15 protein-coding genes are annotated in these 18,709 nt (G+C 73.7%); 5 read left to right on the forward strand and 10 right to left on the reverse strand.

Features of this window, described 5'->3' with window-relative positions; translation table 11 throughout:
* The first annotated feature begins 95 nt into the window (after nucleotides 1-95).
* The 4 genes from AWQ70_RS06460 (at nucleotide 96) to AWQ70_RS06475 (ending at nucleotide 4,413) form a co-directional block, all read left to right on the forward strand.
* The gene (locus AWQ70_RS06460) at nucleotides 96-1,061 is read left to right on the forward strand and encodes a methionine ABC transporter ATP-binding protein (RefSeq protein ID WP_067171693.1); all 966 of its coding nucleotides are present in this window, start codon (nucleotides 96-98) and stop codon (nucleotides 1,059-1,061) included.
* Complete coding sequence (locus tag AWQ70_RS06465) at nucleotides 1,058-1,714, forward strand: methionine ABC transporter permease (RefSeq protein WP_067171694.1); 657 nt, start codon at nucleotides 1,058-1,060, stop codon at nucleotides 1,712-1,714. The genes AWQ70_RS06460 and AWQ70_RS06465 overlap by 4 nt, the downstream gene beginning before the upstream one ends.
* A 137-nt stretch (nucleotides 1,715-1,851) precedes the next feature.
* The gene (locus AWQ70_RS06470; protein ID WP_067171696.1) at nucleotides 1,852-2,700 is read left to right on the forward strand and encodes a MetQ/NlpA family ABC transporter substrate-binding protein; all 849 of its coding nucleotides are present in this window, start codon (nucleotides 1,852-1,854) and stop codon (nucleotides 2,698-2,700) included.
* 432 nt (nucleotides 2,701-3,132) lie between these two features.
* Entirely contained in the window at nucleotides 3,133-4,413 is a 1,281-nt protein-coding gene (locus AWQ70_RS06475) for a S1C family serine protease (protein ID WP_067171697.1), read from the forward strand.
* A gap of 121 nt (nucleotides 4,414-4,534) precedes the next feature.
* Here the strand turns inward: AWQ70_RS06475 and cydC are convergent, their stop codons facing one another.
* Genes cydC through AWQ70_RS06490 form a run of 3 tightly spaced genes read right to left on the reverse strand, consistent with a single transcriptional unit; the run spans nucleotide 4,535 to nucleotide 9,691 of the window.
* Nucleotides 4,535-6,322: a thiol reductant ABC exporter subunit CydC gene (gene cydC, locus AWQ70_RS06480; RefSeq protein ID WP_245646778.1), complete on the reverse strand. Its 1,788-nt coding sequence runs from the start codon at nucleotides 6,320-6,322 to the stop codon at nucleotides 4,535-4,537.
* Nucleotides 6,319-8,142 carry a thiol reductant ABC exporter subunit CydD gene (gene cydD / locus AWQ70_RS06485; protein ID WP_067171700.1) on the reverse strand — a complete coding sequence of 608 codons (1,824 nt, stop codon included), beginning with the start codon at nucleotides 8,140-8,142 and terminating at the stop codon, nucleotides 6,319-6,321. Before cydD ends, cydC begins: the two co-directional genes overlap by 4 nt.
* A 7-nt stretch (nucleotides 8,143-8,149) precedes the next feature.
* Nucleotides 8,150-9,691, reverse strand: a complete 1,542-nt coding sequence (locus AWQ70_RS06490; protein ID WP_067171702.1) for a pentapeptide repeat-containing protein — start codon at nucleotides 9,689-9,691, stop codon at nucleotides 8,150-8,152.
* Nucleotides 9,692-9,857: 166 nt separating this feature from the next.
* Between AWQ70_RS06490 and trxA the strand changes: the two genes are divergently transcribed.
* Nucleotides 9,858-10,226, forward strand: a complete 369-nt coding sequence (gene trxA / locus AWQ70_RS06495; protein WP_067171704.1) for a thioredoxin — start codon at nucleotides 9,858-9,860, stop codon at nucleotides 10,224-10,226.
* A 192-nt stretch (nucleotides 10,227-10,418) separates the two neighbouring features.
* Here trxA and AWQ70_RS06500 read toward each other — a convergent pair whose 3' ends face one another.
* The 7 genes from AWQ70_RS06500 to AWQ70_RS06530 all read right to left on the reverse strand — a co-directional run bounded on the left by AWQ70_RS06500 (nucleotide 10,419) and on the right by AWQ70_RS06530 (nucleotide 18,417).
* On the reverse strand, nucleotides 10,419-11,753 hold the full coding sequence (locus tag AWQ70_RS06500) for a class II 3-deoxy-7-phosphoheptulonate synthase (RefSeq protein WP_218004437.1): 1,335 nt from the start codon (nucleotides 11,751-11,753) through the stop codon (nucleotides 10,419-10,421).
* Nucleotides 11,754-11,841: 88 nt separating this feature from the next.
* Nucleotides 11,842-12,885, reverse strand: a complete 1,044-nt coding sequence (locus AWQ70_RS06505; RefSeq protein WP_067171708.1) for a phosphotransferase family protein — start codon at nucleotides 12,883-12,885, stop codon at nucleotides 11,842-11,844.
* A 21-nt stretch (nucleotides 12,886-12,906) separates the two neighbouring features.
* Complete coding sequence (locus AWQ70_RS06510; protein WP_067171710.1) at nucleotides 12,907-13,785, reverse strand: aldose 1-epimerase family protein; 879 nt, start codon at nucleotides 13,783-13,785, stop codon at nucleotides 12,907-12,909.
* 75 nt (nucleotides 13,786-13,860) lie between these two features.
* Nucleotides 13,861-15,171 carry a GH1 family beta-glucosidase gene (locus AWQ70_RS06515; RefSeq protein WP_306303393.1) on the reverse strand — a complete coding sequence of 437 codons (1,311 nt, stop codon included), beginning with the start codon at nucleotides 15,169-15,171 and terminating at the stop codon, nucleotides 13,861-13,863.
* An 83-nt stretch (nucleotides 15,172-15,254) separates the two neighbouring features.
* Nucleotides 15,255-16,481, reverse strand: coding sequence for a 2-oxo acid dehydrogenase subunit E2 (locus tag AWQ70_RS06520; RefSeq protein WP_067171718.1), 1,227 nt, complete (start codon nucleotides 16,479-16,481; stop codon nucleotides 15,255-15,257).
* Nucleotides 16,478-17,455 (reverse strand): alpha-ketoacid dehydrogenase subunit beta, encoded by a 978-nt coding sequence (locus tag AWQ70_RS06525; protein ID WP_084516580.1) that lies wholly within the window; start codon nucleotides 17,453-17,455, stop codon nucleotides 16,478-16,480. The genes AWQ70_RS06520 and AWQ70_RS06525 overlap by 4 nt, the downstream gene beginning before the upstream one ends.
* Nucleotides 17,452-18,417 (reverse strand): thiamine pyrophosphate-dependent dehydrogenase E1 component subunit alpha, encoded by a 966-nt coding sequence (locus AWQ70_RS06530; protein ID WP_245646780.1) that lies wholly within the window; start codon nucleotides 18,415-18,417, stop codon nucleotides 17,452-17,454. Before AWQ70_RS06530 ends, AWQ70_RS06525 begins: the two co-directional genes overlap by 4 nt.
* Nucleotides 18,418-18,709: the final 292 nt, after the last annotated feature.

The raw sequence follows: 18,709 nt of genomic DNA on the forward strand, positions 1-18,709 counted from the left end.
GTCCTGCGCCGTTTCGGCCACCTGCCCTTCCCTCCGGGGACCCGCCGGCCGGGCCCGTGCTCCGCCGCCCGTGTCGTCGTCCCAGGGGAAGTCTCGTGATCGAAGTGTCCGGCCTGCGCAAGGTCTACGGGTCCGTCGTGGCCCTCGACGGAGTGGATCTCCACGTCCGCCAGGGCGAGATCTTCGGCGTGCTCGGGCGGAGCGGCGCCGGGAAGAGCACCCTGCTGCGCTGCGTGAACCTGCTCGAACGCCCGAGCGGCGGATCGGTCGTCGTCGGCGGCCGGGACCTGACCGCTCTCGGCGAGAGGGAGCTGCGCCGCGCCCGGCAGGGCATCGGGATGATCCACCAGCACTTCGCCCTGCTGTCCTCGCGCACCGTCGCCGGGAACGTCGCCTTCCCGCTGGAGATCATGGGCATGCCGCGCGACCGGCGCGCCGCGCGGGTGGAGGAGCTGCTGGAGCTGGTCGGGCTGGCCGGCAAGGCGGGCGCGTACCCGGCGCAGCTCTCCGGCGGGCAGAAGCAGCGCGTCGGCATCGCGCGCGCCCTCGCGGGCAGCCCGTCGGTGCTCCTCTCGGACGAGGCCACCTCGGCGCTCGACCCCGGCACCACGCAGTCGATCCTGGCCCTGCTCAAGCGGCTCAACCGCGAGTTCGGGCTGACGATCCTGCTGATCACCCACGAGATGGACGTCATCAAGGCCGTCTGCGACTCCGCCGCGATCATGAGCGACGGCCGGATCGAGGAGGCGGGGCCGATCCCCGAGCTCCTGGCCACACCGGGATCCCGGCTCACCGAGGAGCTCTTCCCGCTGGCGCCCCCCGAGCCCGGCAGCGTGACGATCACCTTCACCGGCGCCTACTCCGGCCGCGCCGACGAGCCGGTCGTCTCCCAGGTCGTACGGAAGTTCGACGTGGACGTGAACATCCTCGGCGGCGCCCTGGAGGAGGTCGCCGGAGTCTCCGCCGGGCGGCTCCGCGTACGCCTGACCGGCGGCGAGTCCGAGGCGGCGCTCGGCTATCTGCGCGACCGCGGCCTGCTGGTGGAGGTGGCGCCCCGATGACCTGGTCGGACATGAGCCCCCTGCTGTGGGAGGCCACCGGGCAGACCGCCCAGATGGTCGCCTGGGCCACGCTGTTCACCGTCCTGTTCGGGCTGCCCCTCGGCGTCGCCCTGGTCGGCACCGACAGGAGCGGGCTGTTCCCCGCCCCCTTCGCCCGCCGGATCCTCGGGCTGGTGGTCAACATCGGCCGCTCGCTGCCGTTCATCGTGCTGATGATCGCGGTCATCCCGGTGACCCGGCTGATCACCGGCACCACCATCGGCACGGGAGCGGCGGCGGTCCCGCTCACGATCGGCGCCGTCCCGTTCTTCGCGCGGCTGGTGGAGACAGCGCTGCGCGAGGTCGGCCGCGACGTCGTGCAGGCCGCGCAGGCCATGGGAGCGAGCCGGGCCAGGATCGTGGCCAGGGTCCTGCTGCCGGAGGCGCTGCCCGGCCTGATCGCCGCGCTGACGGTCACGATCGTCACGCTGATCTCGTACTCGGCGATGGCCGGAGTGATCGGCGGCGGCGGACTGGGCGACCTCGCCGTCCGCTACGGATACCAGCGGTTCGAGACCCTGCTCATGATCGTCACGGTCGTGGTGCTGGTGGTCCTCGTGCAGGCTGTCCAGAGCCTCGGCGACGCCGTCGCCCGCAGGCTCACCCGCCGCTGACCCCGCGGCCCCCCTCCGACCCCGTTTCCGACTCCGTTCCACCGGTCGCCGCCGCGCCCGGGAAGCCCGACGCCGGGCGACCCCCGGGCCGGAGGCCGGATCCCTCACCCACCGACCCACCAAGGAGTGGTCACACCATGCGCAAGTTGTTCGGGCTCGTGCTCGCCCTCGGGCTGTCGCTCGGGCTGGCGGCCTGCGGCTCGTCCTCGTCCTCGTCCCCGTCCTCGCCCGACGCGGCCGCCTCGGGCACGGCCGCCGCGAGCGAGCCGCTCAAGGTCGGCGTGAGCCCGGTGCCGCACGCGGAGATCATGAAGTACGTCGCGGACAATCTGGCCCCCGCCGCCGGGCTCAAGCTGGAGATCGTCGAGTTCAGCGACTACGTGCAGCCGAACCTCCAGCTCCAGGACGGCCAGCTCGGCGCCAACTACTTCCAGCACAAGCCGTACCTCGACGACTTCAACGCCTCCAAGGGCACCAAGCTGACGTACGCCACCTCGGTCCACCTGGAGCCGCTCGGCCTGTACTCCAAGAAGGTCAAGGACCTGGCCTCGCTCGGGCAGGGCGCGACCGTCGCGGTGCCGAACGACGCGACCAACCTCGGCCGCGCGCTCAAGCTGCTCGCCGACAACGGTGTGATCACCCTCAAGGACGGCGTGGGCACCGCCGCGACCGAGCGCGACGTGACCGGCAACCCCAAGGAGATCAAGTTCCAGCCGCTCGAGGCCGCCCAGCTTCCGCGCTCCCTCGAGGACGTGGACGCCGCCGTCATCAACGGCAACTACGCGCTCGAGGCGAGCCTGAACCCGAGCAGCGACGCGCTGGTGCTGGAGAAGGCCGAGGGCAACCCGTACGCCAACGGCCTGGTCGTGGCCGAGGGCCACGAGAGCGACCCCCGGATCGTCACGCTCTCGAAGCTGCTGACCAGCCCCGAGGTGAAGAAGTTCATCGAGGAGAAGTACAAGGGCGCGGTCATTCCCGCCTTCTGATCCCCGTTCTCGGAGAGGACACTGATGGGCGAATCATCCGGTCATGCGACCGGATGATTCGCCCAGGTCGGTACGGGCCCCATGCTGTACGGCACGCCGGCCCCTGAGCCGCGACCGGACCGCCACGCCCGGGTTCTCCTCCGTCGAGGAGTGGCCGGCCGCGCCGTCCCCGCGCGAGCCGTACGCGCGGCGCGGGGCCGGCGCGGCCCGGCGCTGTGGCGGACGCCACGTGCGAAAACCCGGCGGAGCAGGTTGGGCCGGGCGGCGCGGGGCAGGGCTGGGAGGGCGCGGGGCCCGCGGCCGTCCACAGGGACGGGGCGGGGAGGTCGGGCGGCTCCACTGATCGCTTAGCGTGGCCTTACAGCGCGTTTGGCATGGTTGACATGTACCGGCGGAGAGCCGGAAGACCTGGCAGGCACGAGGGGGAGGACGATGAGCTCCGAGGAGCGGACGCCCGAGAACGAGAGCGCGACGGGCCACGGATGGAGCCAGTTCGGCAGCACCCCGCCGCAGCACGGACAGTACGGGACCTACGGCCAGTACGGTGCGCCCCAGCAGGGTGACACGGCGGCGTTCGCCGCGGCCCCGTTCCAGGAGCCCGTGAAACGGGGGTGGAGCGGCGGCCAGAAGGCGATCGCCGGCCTCGCCCTCGCCGCGGTGGCACTGGGCGGCGGGGTCGCGGGGGCCTTCGTCGCGACGAGCTTCAACGGGGGCGCGACCGTCGTGTCCTCGCCGGTCCTCCCCGTGTCCAACAGCTCGGGGAACACGATCGTGGCGGTGGCCAAGGCCATCCAGCCGTCGGTGGTGTCGATCAAGGTCAGGACGCGGACCGGCGGAGGTGAGGGATCGGGCGTCATCCTCTCCGGCGACGGGCTGATCCTCACCAACAACCACGTGGTCGCCGAGGCCGGGCAGGGCTCGGTCGTCACGGTCAAGTTCAGCGACGGCAAGACCGCGTCGGCCACGATCAAGGGCACCGATCCGGCGACGGACCTCGCGGTCATCCAGGCGCAGGACGTCTCCGGCCTAACCCCGGCCAGCCTGGGGGACAGCGACAAGCTCCAGGTCGGGGACTCCGTCCTCGCGATCGGCAGCCCGCTCGGCCTGGAGGGCTCGGTGACCTCCGGCATCGTGAGCGCGCTGGACCGCACGCTCACCGAGGGCGGCCAGGAGCAGCAGCCCCAGTTCCCCTGGGGGCAGGAGCAGCAGCAGCCGGCCCAGCAGGTGACCATCGGCGGCATGATCCAGACCGACGCGGCGATCAACCCGGGCAACTCCGGCGGCGCGCTGGTCAACGCGGCGGGCCAGGTGATCGGCATCAACACCGCGATCGCCACCTCGGGCTCCAGCTCCGGCAACATCGGCGTCGGCTTCGCCATCCCGATCAACACCGCGAAGCAGGTCTCCGAGCAGCTCATCAAGACGGGCAAGGCGACCCACGCCTGGCTCGGCGTGAGCGTCGCGGACGCGACCGGCGAGGCGTCCGGCGCGGTGGTCGCCTCGATCACCAAGGGCAGCCCCGCCGACAAGGCCGGCCTCAAGGAGGCGGACCTGATCACCAAGATCGACGACACGATCGTCGGGGACGCGGAGACCCTGGTCGGCGTCATCCGCCGCCACCAGCCGGGCGACAAGATCACCCTGACCTACACCCGGAACGGCCAGCCCTCCACGGCCGCCATCACCCTGACCGAGAACAGCAGCACGAGCTGACCCCGCCCCACCGCCACACTCGCGTACCCCGCCCGGGACCCGCGCCGGACCCTGAAGCTTCGGTCCCTCGGCGGGGTACGTCGTCGTCGCAGGGTCGCCGCGTCGATCCCGGGCGGCCGGGTCAGCCGGTGGAGGCGCGGGACGACGCGGCCAGGGTCTCCGACTCCCACAGGTCCCGGTAGTACCCGGGCGCCGACACCAGCTCGGCGTGCGTGCCGCGCTGGGTCACCCGCCCCTCCTCCAGCACCACGATCTCGTCGACCTGTTCGAGCCCGCGCAGGCGGTGGGTGACGAGCAGGGTCGTACGGCCCCGCGTCGCGTCCAGCAGGTCGGCGGTCAGCGCGTCGGCCGTCTCCTCGTCCAGTGCCTCGGCGGGCTCGTCGAGCAGCAGCACCGGCGGATCGTAGAGCAGGGCCCGCGCGAGCGCCAGACGCTGGAGCTGGCCGCCCGACACGGTACGGCCGTCCTCGCCGAGCACCGTGTCCCACCCGGTCCGGTCGGCCCACGCGTCCAGCCGCGCCCGCCGCACGGCCTCGACCAGCTCGCCGTCGGACGCCTCCGGCCCCGCCAGCCGCAGGTTGTCGCGGAACGACGCCTGGAACACGTACGGGTCCTGGGTCAGGCCCGTCATCGCCGCCCGGACGTCGTCGGTGGCGTAGGAGCGGATGTCCACCCCGTTGATCCGGATGTCTCCGGACTCGATGTCCGCGGTGCGCATCAGCGCGGACAGCAGCGTGCTCTTCCCGGCGCCGCTCGGTCCGACGACCGCCACTCTCCGGCCCGGCGTGAGCGTGAGGTCGACCCCGGCGAGCGCGGGGTCGCGGTCGCCGTGGCGGACGACGAGATCCCGCACCTCCACGAGCAGCGGAGCCTCCGGCGGCGGCGCGGGACGCTCCGGCTCGGCCACCATGACCGGGCTCGCCTGGATCTCCGCCAGCCTGCCCAGCGCGGAGGCGACCCCGGCGAAACGCTCCCCTGCGCCGGCCAGCGGCAACACCGGCTCGAAGGAGACCAGCGCGGTCAGGGCGAGGACGGCGGTCGCCACCTGGCCGAGCCCGGTGGCCTGGGCGATCAGCGTCACGGCCGCCACCGTCGCCCCCTGGACGAGGACGCCGAGCCCCAGGGCCGTCGCGTTGATCCTCGACTGCCCCCGTTCCAGCGCGGCGAGGCGGGCGTCCGCGGCCATGCCGTCCGCGAGCGCCTGTTCCTTCGCGCCGTACGCGGCGAGGTCGGCCGCGCCGTGGACCAGGTCGGCCACCCGGGCCGCCAGCTCGGCCCGCGCCGGGGCGATGCGCGCCGACCAGCGGCGGGCGGCGGCGGCCGTGCCCGCGGGGAGGAGAACTCCCGCGACCAGCAGCCCGAGGGCGAGCACCAGCGCGGCCACGGGCAGCAGGAACGCCCCGATGACGACGGCCGCGACCCCGGTGAGCAGGGCGGCGACGGCGGGCAGCAGGCAGCGGACCAGCAGGTCCTGCACCGCCTCGGTGTCGTCCACCATCCGGCTGAGCAGGTCGGCCCCGCGCCGCTGCAGCGGACCGGCGGGGATCAGCGACTCGTACAGCCGCTCGCGGGTGGCGGCCTGCGCCCGCAGCGCGACGTCGTGCCCGGTGAGCCGCTCCGCGTAGCGGAAGACGCCCTTGCTGGTCGCGAACGCGCGCACCCCGACGATCGCGACCGACAGCGCGGCCAGCGACGGCTGCTCGGCGGCCCGCGTGATCAGCCACGCCGCCGACGCGATCAGCGCCACCCCGGCGAGGTCCGCGGCCGAACCCGCGAGCGCCGCGACGACCAGCCTGCGGGCCATGCCCGGGCCGAGGAGGGTTCCGACCAGGCGGGCCCACCGGACGCCCCCCGTGCTGCTCGTACCCGTGCTGCTCGTACCCGTGGCGCTCGCACCTGTGGCGGTCATCGGACGTCGCCCCTTTCCGCCGCGAGGGCGTCGGCCCGGCGGCCGGGGACGATCCGGCCGGCCCCGATGCGGACGACCCGGTCGGCGAGGCCGATCATCGCGGGCCGGTGCGCCACCACGATCGCCGTACGGCCCTCGGCCAGGGCGCGGGTGGCCTCGACCACGGCGGCCTCGCTGCGGCCGTCCAGGCGTGCGGTGGGCTCGTCGAGCAGCAGGACCTCCGCCGACGGACGGCAGAACGCCCGGGCCAGGGCGACCCGCTGGCGCTGCCCCGCCGACAGGTTGACGCCGCGTTCGCCGAGCACCGTGTCGTAGCCCTCCGGCAGCGCCTCGACGAACCCGGCGGCCTGCGCGGAGGCCGCGGCGGCGCGCACCAGGCCGGGGGAGGCGGCGCCGCCCAGCCCGATGTTGTCCGCGACGGACATGGCGAACAGGTGCGGGCGCTGCGGCACGAACGCCAGCCTGCGGCGCCATTCGTCCAGGTCGAGGGTGGCGAGGTCGACGCCGTCGACCAGCACCCGGCCCTCGGACGGGGTGACGAAGCCGAGCAGCAGGTGCAGCAGCGTGCTCTTGCCGCCGCCGCTCTCGCCGACGAGCGCGACCCGCTCGCCGGGTGCGACGACGAGGGACACGTCGTCGAGGGCGGCCTGTTCCCGGCCGGGATAGCGGACGGTCACGTGCTCCAGCCGGATCTCCGGCGCCCGCCCGGCCGGCCCTCCGTCCGTGCGTGCCGCGTCTGCCCGTGCTCCGTCTGCCCGTGCTCCGTCTCCCCGGGCCCGGCCGCCCGGCAGGCGCCCGGTGCGCGGGATCCCGGCGGCCGCGGCCGTCCCGGCGGTCACGGGGCTTGGCTCCGCCCGGCCGTCCCCGGCCCGCGCGTCCGCCGCAGAGGAGGCCGGGGACGCCGGGGCGAGCAGGGCGAACGCCTCGTCGGCGGCGGCCACGCCCTCGACCGACGCGTGGAACTTCGTGCCCATCGCGCGCAGCGGCAGGTACGCCTCAGGAGCGAGCAGGAGGACGAGCAGGGCCGTGTCGAGGTGCAGGGAGCCCGACAGCAGCCGGAGCCCGACGGGAACGGCCACGAGGGCGAGCGAGAGCGACGCCGCGAGCTCCAGCACCAGCGACGACAGGAACGCCACCCGCAGCGTGCGCATCGTGGCGGCCCGGTGCGCGGCGGCGACCTCGCGGATCACCGAGGACTGGTAGCGGGCCCGTCCGAAGGCGCGCAGTGTCGGCAGGCCGCGCACCACGTCGAGGAAGTGGCCGCCGAGCCGGGACAACGCCCGCCACTGCCGCTCGGTCACCGCCTTGGTGGTCCAGCCGACCAGCGCGCCGAAGACCGGGATGAGCGGCAGCGTGAACAGGACGATCAGGGCGCTCGCGACGTCGGCGACGAAGAGCCGGACCAGCACCGCGATCGGCACCACCGCCGCGACCGCGGCCGCGGGCAGGTAGCCGGTCAGGTAGGGGTCGAGCGCGTCCAGGCCGCGGCCGACCAGCGTGACCAGCTCACCGGAACGCGGCCCCGCGGGCCCGGACTCCTGGAAGCGCCTCATCAACCGGGCGCGCAGGACGGACTTGACGCCCGTGGCCGTACGGCCCGCCGACACGCCCTGGAGCCGGCCGAGCGCCCCCCGGACGAGCACGACCAGGACCAGGGGGAGGAGGGCCGCCACCGCGAACCGCCCGGACAGCACGCCCGCGAGCAGCTCCGCCTGTGCGAGCACGAGCAGGCCGGCGACGATCGCGGCGGCCAGGCAGACGGCCAGGTGGCGCCGGACGGCCGGTTCCGCACGGGCAAGACCCAGGAGATCCTTGTGCATATGTTCCTCAGTATCCCCGACCTCGGGTGATGCCCCTGACCGGCGTGACGGGCCGGCGCGGTGACGATCGAGGTCGCGGGACCACCTTGGCATCCGGTGGGGTCGGTGCCGAGTCCGGGGCGGCCTTCCGCCCGGGGACGCCGGGGCCCTGCGCCGGGCGGCGCGCCGCGTGCTGGGGAGCCGGGTGCTGGGGAGCCGAGGACGACCACAGGAGACTCCCGGCGGCGACCGCGGCGACGAGGACCAGCCAGGCCAGCGCGCGGCCCGTCCGCAGGCCGTACCCGCACAGCAGCCAGTACGCGCCGAGGAGCGCCCGGGCGGCGGGACCCGCGGCGGCCATCCGCCGCATCTCCATCGCGCCGAAAGCGAAGTCGGTCGCGGTGCGGTCGTCGTCCACCCGGAGCCCCGCGTACAGGTGTTTCAGGCGGCCGGGATCGACCGCCGGCCGCGCGGGGCCGAACCGCCAGGCGTGCTCGTCGGCGAGGACCTGCCGCCTGCTCCACCACCGGACCGGGGGCCAGCTCAGCCGGAGCTGCACTCCGCGCGGGGTGGTCGCGAACACGCAGCCGGCGAGCCGCAGCCGCCCCGGGTCGGGCACCCCCGCCAGGTGGCATCCGCTCAGGTCCGCGCCCGTCAGGGACAGCAGGTCGACGTCGAGCCGTTCCAGGGACAGCACCCGCACCCGGCCGTGTCTGCGGACGACGCTCGCCTGCCCGCGGGACACCAGCCCGCGCAGGTCCACGTCGGCGTCGTCCAGCCGGAGCGCGAGCCGTCCCGCGACCCGCGCGTTCCCGAGGTCGACCAGGCAGCCGGACGCGTCGATCTCCAGCCTGCCGCCGGCCCGCGCGCCCGCGAGCGCGAGCCGCCCGGCGACCGACCGGGGGGACAGGAAGGCGCCGTCCGCGAACCGTGCGCCCTCGAACACGGCGGCGCCCCCGAACCACGACCGGGACAGGGAGACGGCCCTGCGGAACCCGGCGCCGCGAAACCGCGCCTCTCCGTGGAACCGGGTGCCGTCGAACGAGGTGAAACCGCGGAACTCGGCACCGTCGAAGGACGCCGACGCCAGGCACGCGTCGCCGAACAGCGCGTCGCTGCCGACCCTCGCCCGGTCGAACGACGCGTGGCCGCCCACCCGGGAGCCGTGCATCGTCAGCTCGCGGGCGAACGCCGCCTCGCCGAAGGAGGCGTTGCCGGTGAACCGGGCGCCGAAGAACGAGGCCAGGCCGTCGAACCGGGCCCGGTCGAACGAGGCGTCGCCGAGGAACTCCACCCCGGCGAACCGCGCGGGCCCGGTGAAGCGGGCCAGGTCGAACCGGGCGCGGCCGAGGGTCCGGCCGGCGGCCTCCAGGACGAGGTCGAGCAGCTCGGCGCTCACCTCGGTGCCGCGCAGATCGAGGGCCCGCCCGGGGGAGAGGGCGCGCAGCGCGGACTCCAGCTCGCCGGGGTCCAGGTGGGCCAGGCAGCGTCCGTACGGCGGATGGGCGGCGCCGGGGCAGCCGACGCGGGCGCACGTGATCCACCCGACGTCGAGAAGGCTTGGGGGCATAGGAGAGGGATACCCACATTCGCCGCCCTCGGAGAGCCGCGGTCAGGGGCCGCGCACCCGCGCCCGGCGCGGGCGAGGCCGGGAGCGGATGGAATGCTGGGCGGTGGGCATGTGGTTATGCCGGGAACGCCGCCGAAGCGGGCGGAACCAGACGAGAGGAGTCGCCGTGGCGACCATCGAGGTAACCGAGAAGAACTTCAACGAGATCGCCGACAAGGGCATCGTGCTGCTGGACTTCTGGGCGTCGTGGTGCGGCCCCTGCCGCTCGTTCGCCCCGATCTTCGAGAAGGCGTCGGAGCAGCACGGCGACATCACGTTCGGAAAGATCGACACGGAGGCCCAGCCCGGCCTGTCCGAGGGGTTCGACATCACGGCGATTCCCACGATCATGGCGATCCGGGACGGCATCGTGGTCTTCGCCCAGCCGGGGGCGCTGCCCGCTCAGGCGCTGGAGGATCTGATCAAGCAGCTCAGGGCGCTCGACATGGACTCCATCCGCGCCGAGATCGCGGCCGATATGGAGCAGAAGAAGTAAGGCCCGTCCCCGCCCGCGTGCGCGCGGGCGGCCGGGCCGTCCCGACCCGCCGGAGAGGATCCGACGGTCCGGCGAGGGCCGCCGGTTCGCGAGCGGTGCTCGGAACCGGCGGTTGACCGTCCCCGGCGGGTGAGGCTCCGCACCGCTCGGTGGCGCGAGCGGTGGAGCTCCCCCTTCCGGAGCCGTGGTCGCTCAGTGCGAGCGGTAGAGCTCCGCGACGCGGAAGGCCAGGTCGAGCGACTGGCCGCGGTTGAGCCGCGGGTCGCAGGCGGTCTCGTAGCGCAGCGCCAGGTCCTCCTCCACTATCGGGTGGCCGCCGCCCACGCACTCGGTCACGTCGTCGCCCGTGAACTCGATGTGGATGCCGCCCGGGTGGGTGCCCAGCGCCCGGTGCACCTCGAAGAAACCGGCCACCTCGTCGAGCACGTCGTCCAGGTGGCGGGTCTTGTGGCCGCTCGGGGCCTCGAAGGTGTTGCCGTGCATCGGGTCGCACAGCCACGCCACCGACGCGCCGCTGGCGGTGACCTTCTCCACGAGCGTCGGCAGCGCGTCGCGGACCTTGCCCGCGCCCATCCGGCTGATGAAGGTCAGCCGTCCCGGCTCGTTGGCCGGGTTGAGCTTCTCGATCAGCGTGAGCGCCTCGTCGGGCGTCGTCGTCGGCCCGAGCTTCACCCCGATCGGGTTCTGGATCTTGCTGAAGAACTCGACGTGCGCGCCGTCGAGTTGCCGGGTGCGCTCGCCGATCCACACCATGTGCGCCGACACGTCGTACGGCAGGCCGGTCCGGGAGTCGACCCTCGTGAGCGCGCGGTCGTAGTCCAGGATCAGCGCCTCGTGCGAGGAGTAGAAGTCGACGGTGTGGAACTCGGCGGGCTCGGGGCCGCAGGCCCGCATGAACGCGAGGGCGTGGTCGATCTCGCGGGCGAGCTGCTCGTACCGCCGCCCGGCCGGGGACTCGGCCACGAAGTCCTGGTTCCAGGCGTGCACCTGGCGCAGGTCGGCGTAGCCGCCCTTGGCGAACGCGCGGGCCAGGTTCAGCGTGACGGCCGAGGAGTGGTAGGCGCGCAGCAGACGACCCGGGTCGGGGGTGCGGGCCTCGGCCGTGAACTCGAAGCCGTTGACCATGTCGCCCCGGTAGGCGGGCAGCTCCAGCCCGTCGCGCACCTCGGTGCCCTTGGAACGCGGCTTCGCGAACTGCCCGGCCAGACGGCCGATCTTGACGACCGGCACCTTCGCGGCGTACGTGAGCACGATCGCCATCTGCAGCAGCGTCTTGAGCTTGTTGCGGACGTTGTCGGCGGTGGCCCCGGAGAAGGTCTCCGCGCAGTCCCCGCCCTGCAGTACGAATGCCTCGCCCCGCGCCACGGCGGCGAGGCTCGCCTTAAGCTGGTCGCACTCTCCGGCGAACACCAGCGGCGGAAGCCCCTGAAGCTCGGACACGACCTTGTCGAGTTCGCCGCGGTCGGGCCAGTCGGGCTGCTGGGCGGCGGGCAGGTCACGCCATGAATCGAGATTGATTGCGCTCACGACATACCAGGCTATTGCACCCTGTCGATTAATCTCGCCGCCGCGTCCACGGAGTGAGATCGCGTCGCGGACCGGCGCGACGGCGGGGTCACGGGGCGCCCGTCCCGCCGCGCACGACGCCGCGCAGGACGTCGAGGGCGAGGGCGAGGCACTCCGTCGTCCGGGCCCGCACCGGGGCGTAGGACTCCTCCGGATACTGCCGGGGTCCGTTCTCCGCCAGCATGATCAGGTACAGGTAGGCCCGGTAGAGGGCGTCGCGGATCCGCGCCTCCGGGTCCGCCGCCACGACCCCGCCCGCGTCCCGGTAGCCGGCGATCAGCGGATCGCCGTCCCGCAGCTCGCCGAAGAGGGTCGGCGTGACGAAGTCGGCCAGCGGGTCGCCCCAGAACGCCCTCTCGTGGTCGATGAGCGCCTGGATCCGCGGCATCCCGCCCGCGCCGCCGCCGGGAGCGTCGCTCCCCAGGCCGGACAGGAAGACGTTGCCCGGCCACACGTCGAAGTGGACGAGCGCCGGGCGCGTCACCCGGTCCAGCGCGTACGCGGTGCCGTGGAACAGGCCCGCGATCTCCAGCGGCGGGGCCGGCAGCGGCGTCGCGTAGCGCACCGCGTCGTCGAGGATCGCCCCCGCCATGACGAGGAACGCCTCACGCCAGCTCCGCCCCGTCAGCCCCGCGTACGGGTAGCCGAAGACGCCGTCCCCGGGGATCGTGTGCAGCAGGGCGAGATGGCGGCCGAGCTGGAACCTGAGGCCGCCGTCCTGCTCGGGCGTGAGCGCGGCGCGGTTCCACGGCACGCCGTCGAGCGCCGACAGGATCAGGTAGTCGCCGCCGACCAGCGGATCGTCGTAGCCCGCGTGCAGCAGCGCAGGGAGCGGCAGCCCCGCCGCCGTGGCCAGGTGGTAGACCATGGCCTCGGTCCGCAGCAGGTCGCGCTCGTACGTCAGCAGCTCCAGGCCGGGGGGAGGGCCGACCTTGAGGATCACCTCGCGCCCGTCCTCCAGCCTGAGCCGCCACACGGCGTTGGCGAACCCGTCGGGCAGCTCCCGCGCGGACACGACACCCGCGCCGAGCGCGTCGAGCGCCAGGGCGTCGAGCTGGGCCGGGGAGAGCCGCCGCTTCGTCCTGCTGTCCATTCGCGCGTTCCCTGATCGAGGTCAGCGGGCGGAGATCGTCCAGGAGACCTCGTGCGCGTCCCCGGGCTTGAGCACGACGAGGTCGGCGCCCGAGTTGAAGGCGTCGGGCGGGCAGGTCATCGGCTCGACGGCCACCCCCCGGTGGCCCAGGCCCGTGCCGGTGCAGACCTGCACCCAGGGCAGCGCCGCGGGGTCCCACGCGATCTCGACCCCGCCCTCCGGCCCGCGCAGCCGCACCGCGCCCGCCGTCAGGCCGGTGAAGGCGTGGTCGATCGCCGTCGCGCCGAGCGCCCGCGGCCGCCGGAAGTCGTACGGCGTGCCCGAGACGTCCACCACCTCGCGCGGGCGGAGCAGGTCGTCGGTCAGCAGCACCCGCCCGGCCGGCAGGTCCAGCTCGTACGCCTCGACGTCCGGCCCGGCCAGCAGCCACGGGTGCGGGCCGCACCCGTACGGCGCGGCCGTCTCGCCGACGTTCTCGGCGGTGAGGGTGGTGACCAGCCCGTCGGCGGACACGGCGTGGCGCACCTGGAGGGCGAGGCGGAACGGATAGCCGGGCGTCGGCTCGACGGTGTGCGTCAGCCGGACGAAACCGTGGTCGTCCTCGGCCCGCAGCAGCTCGGCGACCGTCCACACGGCGTCGGCGACGAGCCCGTGCAGGGCGTTCCCCCGGTCGGGCTCGTTGACGGGCAGCTCGTGCCGCTCGCCCTCGAACTCGTACGCGGCGCCCGCGACGCGGTTGGGCCACGGGGCGAGGATCGTGCCGCTGTAGAAGGGGATGGGTCCGTCCTCCGGCCAGCTCGTCACCAGGTCGCGGCCGCCGTGCCGGAGCACCCGCAGGGCGGCGCCCCGTGGGCTGATCTCGGCGTGGTAGCCGCCGCCGGTGATGTCGTACTGGGCCACGGGGGATGTCCTTTCGCGGGGGGAACGGTCATTTCAGCGTAAGCGACCCCGATCGTCGCGGAAGGCCGCCGATCGTCAGCGCACCTGGCCGGACTCGATCACGTCGCGGTACCAGAGGGCGCTGTCCTTGGGGGTGCGCCGCTGGGTCGCGTAGTCGACGTGCACGATGCCGAACCGCTGGCCGTACCCCTCGGCCCACTCGTAGTTGTCCAGCAGCGACCACACGTGGTACGCCTCCACGCGGGCGCCCTCCGCCATGGCGCGGTGCATCGCGGTCAGGTGGCCGCGCAGGTAGGCGATGCGCTCCTCGTCGCGCACCCGGCCGCCGGCGTCCGGGGCGTCCACGGTGGCCAGGCCGTTCTCGGTGATCACCAGCGGCACGCCGTCGTACTCCCGCGTGAGCCGGACCAGGACGTCGTGCAAGCCCTCGGGGTAGATCTCCAGCCACTCGGCCTGCGCCCTGGGGTTCGTGAAGACCCGCTCGCCCGCGCCGTCCACGAAGATCGGCGTGTAGTACTGCACGCCGAGCAGGTCGATCGGCTCGCCGATCACGGCGAGGTCGCCGTCGCGGATGTGGTCGCGCATCGGGCCGCGCTCCGCGATCCAGGCCATCGTGTCCTCGGGGTAGCTCCCCTTGAGGATCGGGTCGAGGTAGAGGCGGTTCTCCAGGCCGTCCCGGTGCCGTGCCGCGGCCAGCGCCTCCGGGCTCTCGTCGGCCGGATAGGTCGGGTGCAGGTTGAGCGCCGGGCCGACGCGCCGCCCCGGATGCCCGGCGTGCAGCCGCCGCGCGGCGAGCCCGTGGCCGAGCAGCAGGTGGTGCAGCGCGACGAAGGCCCGCGCGTCGTCCTTCACGCCGGGGGCGTGGATGCCCTCCCTGTAGCCGCAGTCCACGACGGTCTTCGGCTCGTTGACGGTCAGCCAGTCCGCGATGGGCAGGGCGTCGAACACGATCTCGGCGTAGTCCGCGAAGCGCTCGGCCGTGTCCCTGTTCTCCCAGCCGCCGCGGTCCTGGAGCTCCTGCGGCAGGTCCCAGTGGAACAGGGTGGCCATCGGCCGGATGCCGCGCTCCGCCAGCCCGTCGACCAGCCGCCGGTAGAAGTCCAGGCCCTTCTGGTTGGGCGCTCCCGAGCCGGTCGGCTGGACGCGCGGCCACGCGATGGAGAACCGGTAGCTCTGCAGGCCGAGCCCGGCCATCAGGTCGAGGTCCTCGGCGTACCGGTGGTAGTGGTCGGCCGCCGTCTCCCCGGTGTCGCCGTCGCGCACGTTGCCCGGCACCGCGCTGAAGGTGTCCCAGACGGACACGCCGCGGCCGTCCTCGCGGGTGGCCCCCTCGATCTGGTACGCGGCGGTGGCGGCGCCCCAGACGAAGTCCGAGGGGAATCTCACCGGTGAATTCATCAGGAAGGTCCCATTCTCACGTCGTGAAAGGTCCGAGGGGAAGGTCCGAGGGAAAGGTCGGGGGTGAAAGGTCAAGGGATGAAATGTCCGGGGCTTTCCAGCGCCGCCCGGATGGCGCCGAGGAATTCCGCGGCCTCGCGCCCGTTGACGAAACGATGGTCGTAGGAAAGTCCCAGGCCGCAGATCTTCCGAACGGCGAAGCCGGCGCCGTCCTGGACCACCTCGGAGCGCGGTGCGGTGAGCGCCAGCGCGCACGTCTGCCCGGGGAAGACGATGGGGGTCGCCACGGCGACGCCGTCCCGCGTGTGCAGGGTGAGCGTGATCGCGCCGCCGTCGAGGTCGCTCTCCCGGAAGGTCCCCTCCAGCGCCGTACGGCGGAAGCCGGTGAGGTCGCGGGCGATCTCGGCGAGGGAGCGGCCGCCCGGGTCCCGGACCACCGGGACGAACAGGCCCCGCCCCACGTCGACCGTCACGCCCACGTCGGCGGCGGTCGCGCGCCGGGCGCGCAGGTCCCCGGCCGGAGTGGCGAAGAAGAGCGGGAAGGCGTCGAGCAGCCCTCCGAGGGCCTTGACGACCAGCTCCGGCAGCCCGACGAGCACCCGGAGCCGCCGGGTGAGGTCGCGGGTGAGCGGCAGCGCGTCGGTCACGTCGACGTTCATCAGCGTGAAGGCCGACGGGATCTCGCGCCGGGACCGCTCGACGACCTCCGCCGTCCTGCGCTGCGCCCGGGACAGGGTGATCAGCTCTCCCGCCCCGGCGCCGCCGGGCCCGTGTACGTCCTCGCCGCCGGGGGTCGCCGGGAGGCCGGGCGTGGGCGACCGCCCGGCATCCGCCGGCCCTCGGGGCGGCGGATCCTCCCGCGTGCCCCCGGCGGCGAGGTGCTCCAGATCCGCTCGCCTGACGACCTTCCTGCCGAGCGCGCGGATCTCGTCCGGGGAGACGCCCAGCTCGTCGATCAGCTTCCGGGCGGGAGCGGTGATGACGACGTCGCCGGGCGTCGCGGTGTCCGGCGCCGCGCCGGGTTCGGCGGGCCGGACCTCGGGGGCGGCGCCGGCCGGCTGCTCGCCGGGCGCGAGCAGCCGCGCGATGGCCTGTCCCGGGGAGCACTCGGCTCCCGCCGGGACCAGCCGCCGCAGGACGCCCGCCTCCTCGGCGGCCAGCTCCTCGACCGCCTTGGACGTCTCCACCGTCACCAGCGGATCCCCCGCCCGTACGGCGGCGCCGTCCTCGGCCAGCCACTCCACCAGCACGTACGCCGAGTCGTTGTTGTTGAGCTTGGGCACCCGGAACTCGCTCACGACACCGCCTCCAGTACGGCGGCGCGGATGCGGTCGGCCTGGACCAGGACGCCGCGTTCGAGATGGGGGGCGGCGGGGATCACCGCGTCCGCCGAGTTGACCAGGGTGATCGGGCGGCGCAACCCGCCCCACAGGCGCGGATAGAGCACCCGCGCGACCTCGGAGCTCCAGCTTCCGCCCTCGCCGCCGTCGTCGATCACGCAGACGTGCCGGGCGTCCTCCAGGCCCGGCAGGCGCGGGACCGGATAGAGCTGGGCGGGCACCAGCAGCTCGCAGACCAGCTCGTCCTCCAGGAGGAGCGTCCGCATGGCGTCGAGCGTCCGGTGGACCAGCCCGCCGTGCGTGACGAGCGTGCAGTCGGGCTCCGCCGCGCCGTCGAGGACGACCCGCGCGACGTCCCCGGCGAGCTCGAACCGGAACAGGTCGTCCAGCCGGTACATGTGCCGGGTGTAGAGCACCTTGTCCTCGAAGAACAGGCACGGGCGGCCCAGCGCGAACATCCGGGCGAACAGCCCGCCCGCGTCGTGGAACGGCGTCATCTCGAACAGCGAGAGGCCGGGCACGCCGATGAAGTGCTTCTGGAGGCTCTGGCTGTGCGTCGGGCCGTATCCGCGGTTGCCGCCGGTCGGGCAGCGCACGATGAGCGGCACGGGCACCGGCCTGCCGTACATGGCGGTGGACTTGGCGGCGAAGTTCGCGATCTGGTCGAACGCCAGCGCCACGAAGTCGGAGAACATGATCTCGACGACGGCCTTGTCCCCGGCGAGGGCCAGTCCCGCGCCGACCCCCGCGAGGGCCCCCTCGCTCAGCGGCGTGGACCGCACCCGGGAGCCGAACCGGTCGGACAGCCCTTTGGTGATCTTGAACGCGCCGCCGTACGGGTCGGAGACGTCCTCGCCGAGCAGGTGCACGGCGGGGTCCGACTCCATGAGGTCGTGCAGCGCCTGGTTGAGGTGTTCGGAGACCCGGGTCACGGCCGCCGCCCCGTCGCCGGCTCAGGAGCCGGGGCCGATGCCGAGGGGGCCGGGGGCGTCGCGGGCGGGCGCGCGGCGATCTCGGCGACGAGGCGGTCGACGAACTCCTGCTGCTCCCGGTCGAGCCGGGCGAACCGCTCGGGGTCGGCCGCCGCGTAGCGGGTGTGCCAGTCGGACCGGCGGGCCCGGTCGATCTCCTCCGGCGACCGCGTGTCGTCCCCCTTGCTGTGCGGGCCGATGCGGTGGGTGACGAACTCGGCGACCAGCGGCGACGGCTCGGACCGCACGGCGGCGACGAGCGGGGCGAGCTCGGACCGGATCTCCTCCACGTCGGTGGAGGTCACCCGGTGGTGGCGCACGCCGAACGCGGCGGCCCGGGCGCCGATCGTGCCGGCGAGCTGCGCCGGCGTCGGCGTCGACTGCGCGATCCCGTTGTGCTCGACCACGACGAGGAGGGGGAGCCGCCACAGCGCGGCCATGTTCAGCGCCTCGTACACGGCGCCCTCGCCCCAGGTGCCGTCGCCGACGTACGCGCAGGCGAGCGCGCCGGAGCCGGCGAGCTTCAGTGCCACGCCGGTCGCCACGGGCAGGCTCTCACCCTGGACGCCCGTGGACAGGAAACGCCGGTGGTAGACGTGCTGGCTGCCGCCGACCCCGCCGCACAACGCGCCCTCGCGCCCCATGATCTCCGCGAGCAGTCCGTACGGCTCGGCGTGGCGGGCGAGGAAGTGCCCGTGGCCGCGGTGGTTGCTGAACACGAAGTCGTCGTCGAGGAGCAGCGGAGCCAGCGCGACGGGGATGTACTCCTGGCCCAGGCAGGTGTGCGTGGTGCCGCTGACGGCCCCCTGCTCGAACAGCCGGAGCAGCGCCAGCTCGAAGTGCCGGATGAGCAGCAGGGACCGGAGGTCCCGATCCGAGGGGGGCGGCCGCAGGCTCTGAGGAGATGCAGCGGTGACGATCACGGGTGGTGCGCTCCTGGGCGTCGGCGATCGAAGACGGCGCTCAACCGGGCAGGGGCCCGCACGGGCCGCACACGCTTGGGAGCGCTCCCACCGGAGGGTAGATTCGCCGGAGATCGCTGTCAATCCCCGCGGTCGGGTCGGGTGGCGGCCATTCAGGAATCCCGCACCGTGAAGTGCGGAAATGTCTGCACTTTTCGTATTAAGGCATCTATAACGGTCTGAAACATGCATGACACTTGACGAATCAAAGGCGTAATCTCTAGCCTCCACTGCCGTGGGAGCGTTCCCACTC

This window comes from Microtetraspora niveoalba, from assembly GCF_001570405.1.
GTDB classification, from domain to species: domain Bacteria; phylum Actinomycetota; class Actinomycetes; order Streptosporangiales; family Streptosporangiaceae; genus Microtetraspora; species Microtetraspora niveoalba.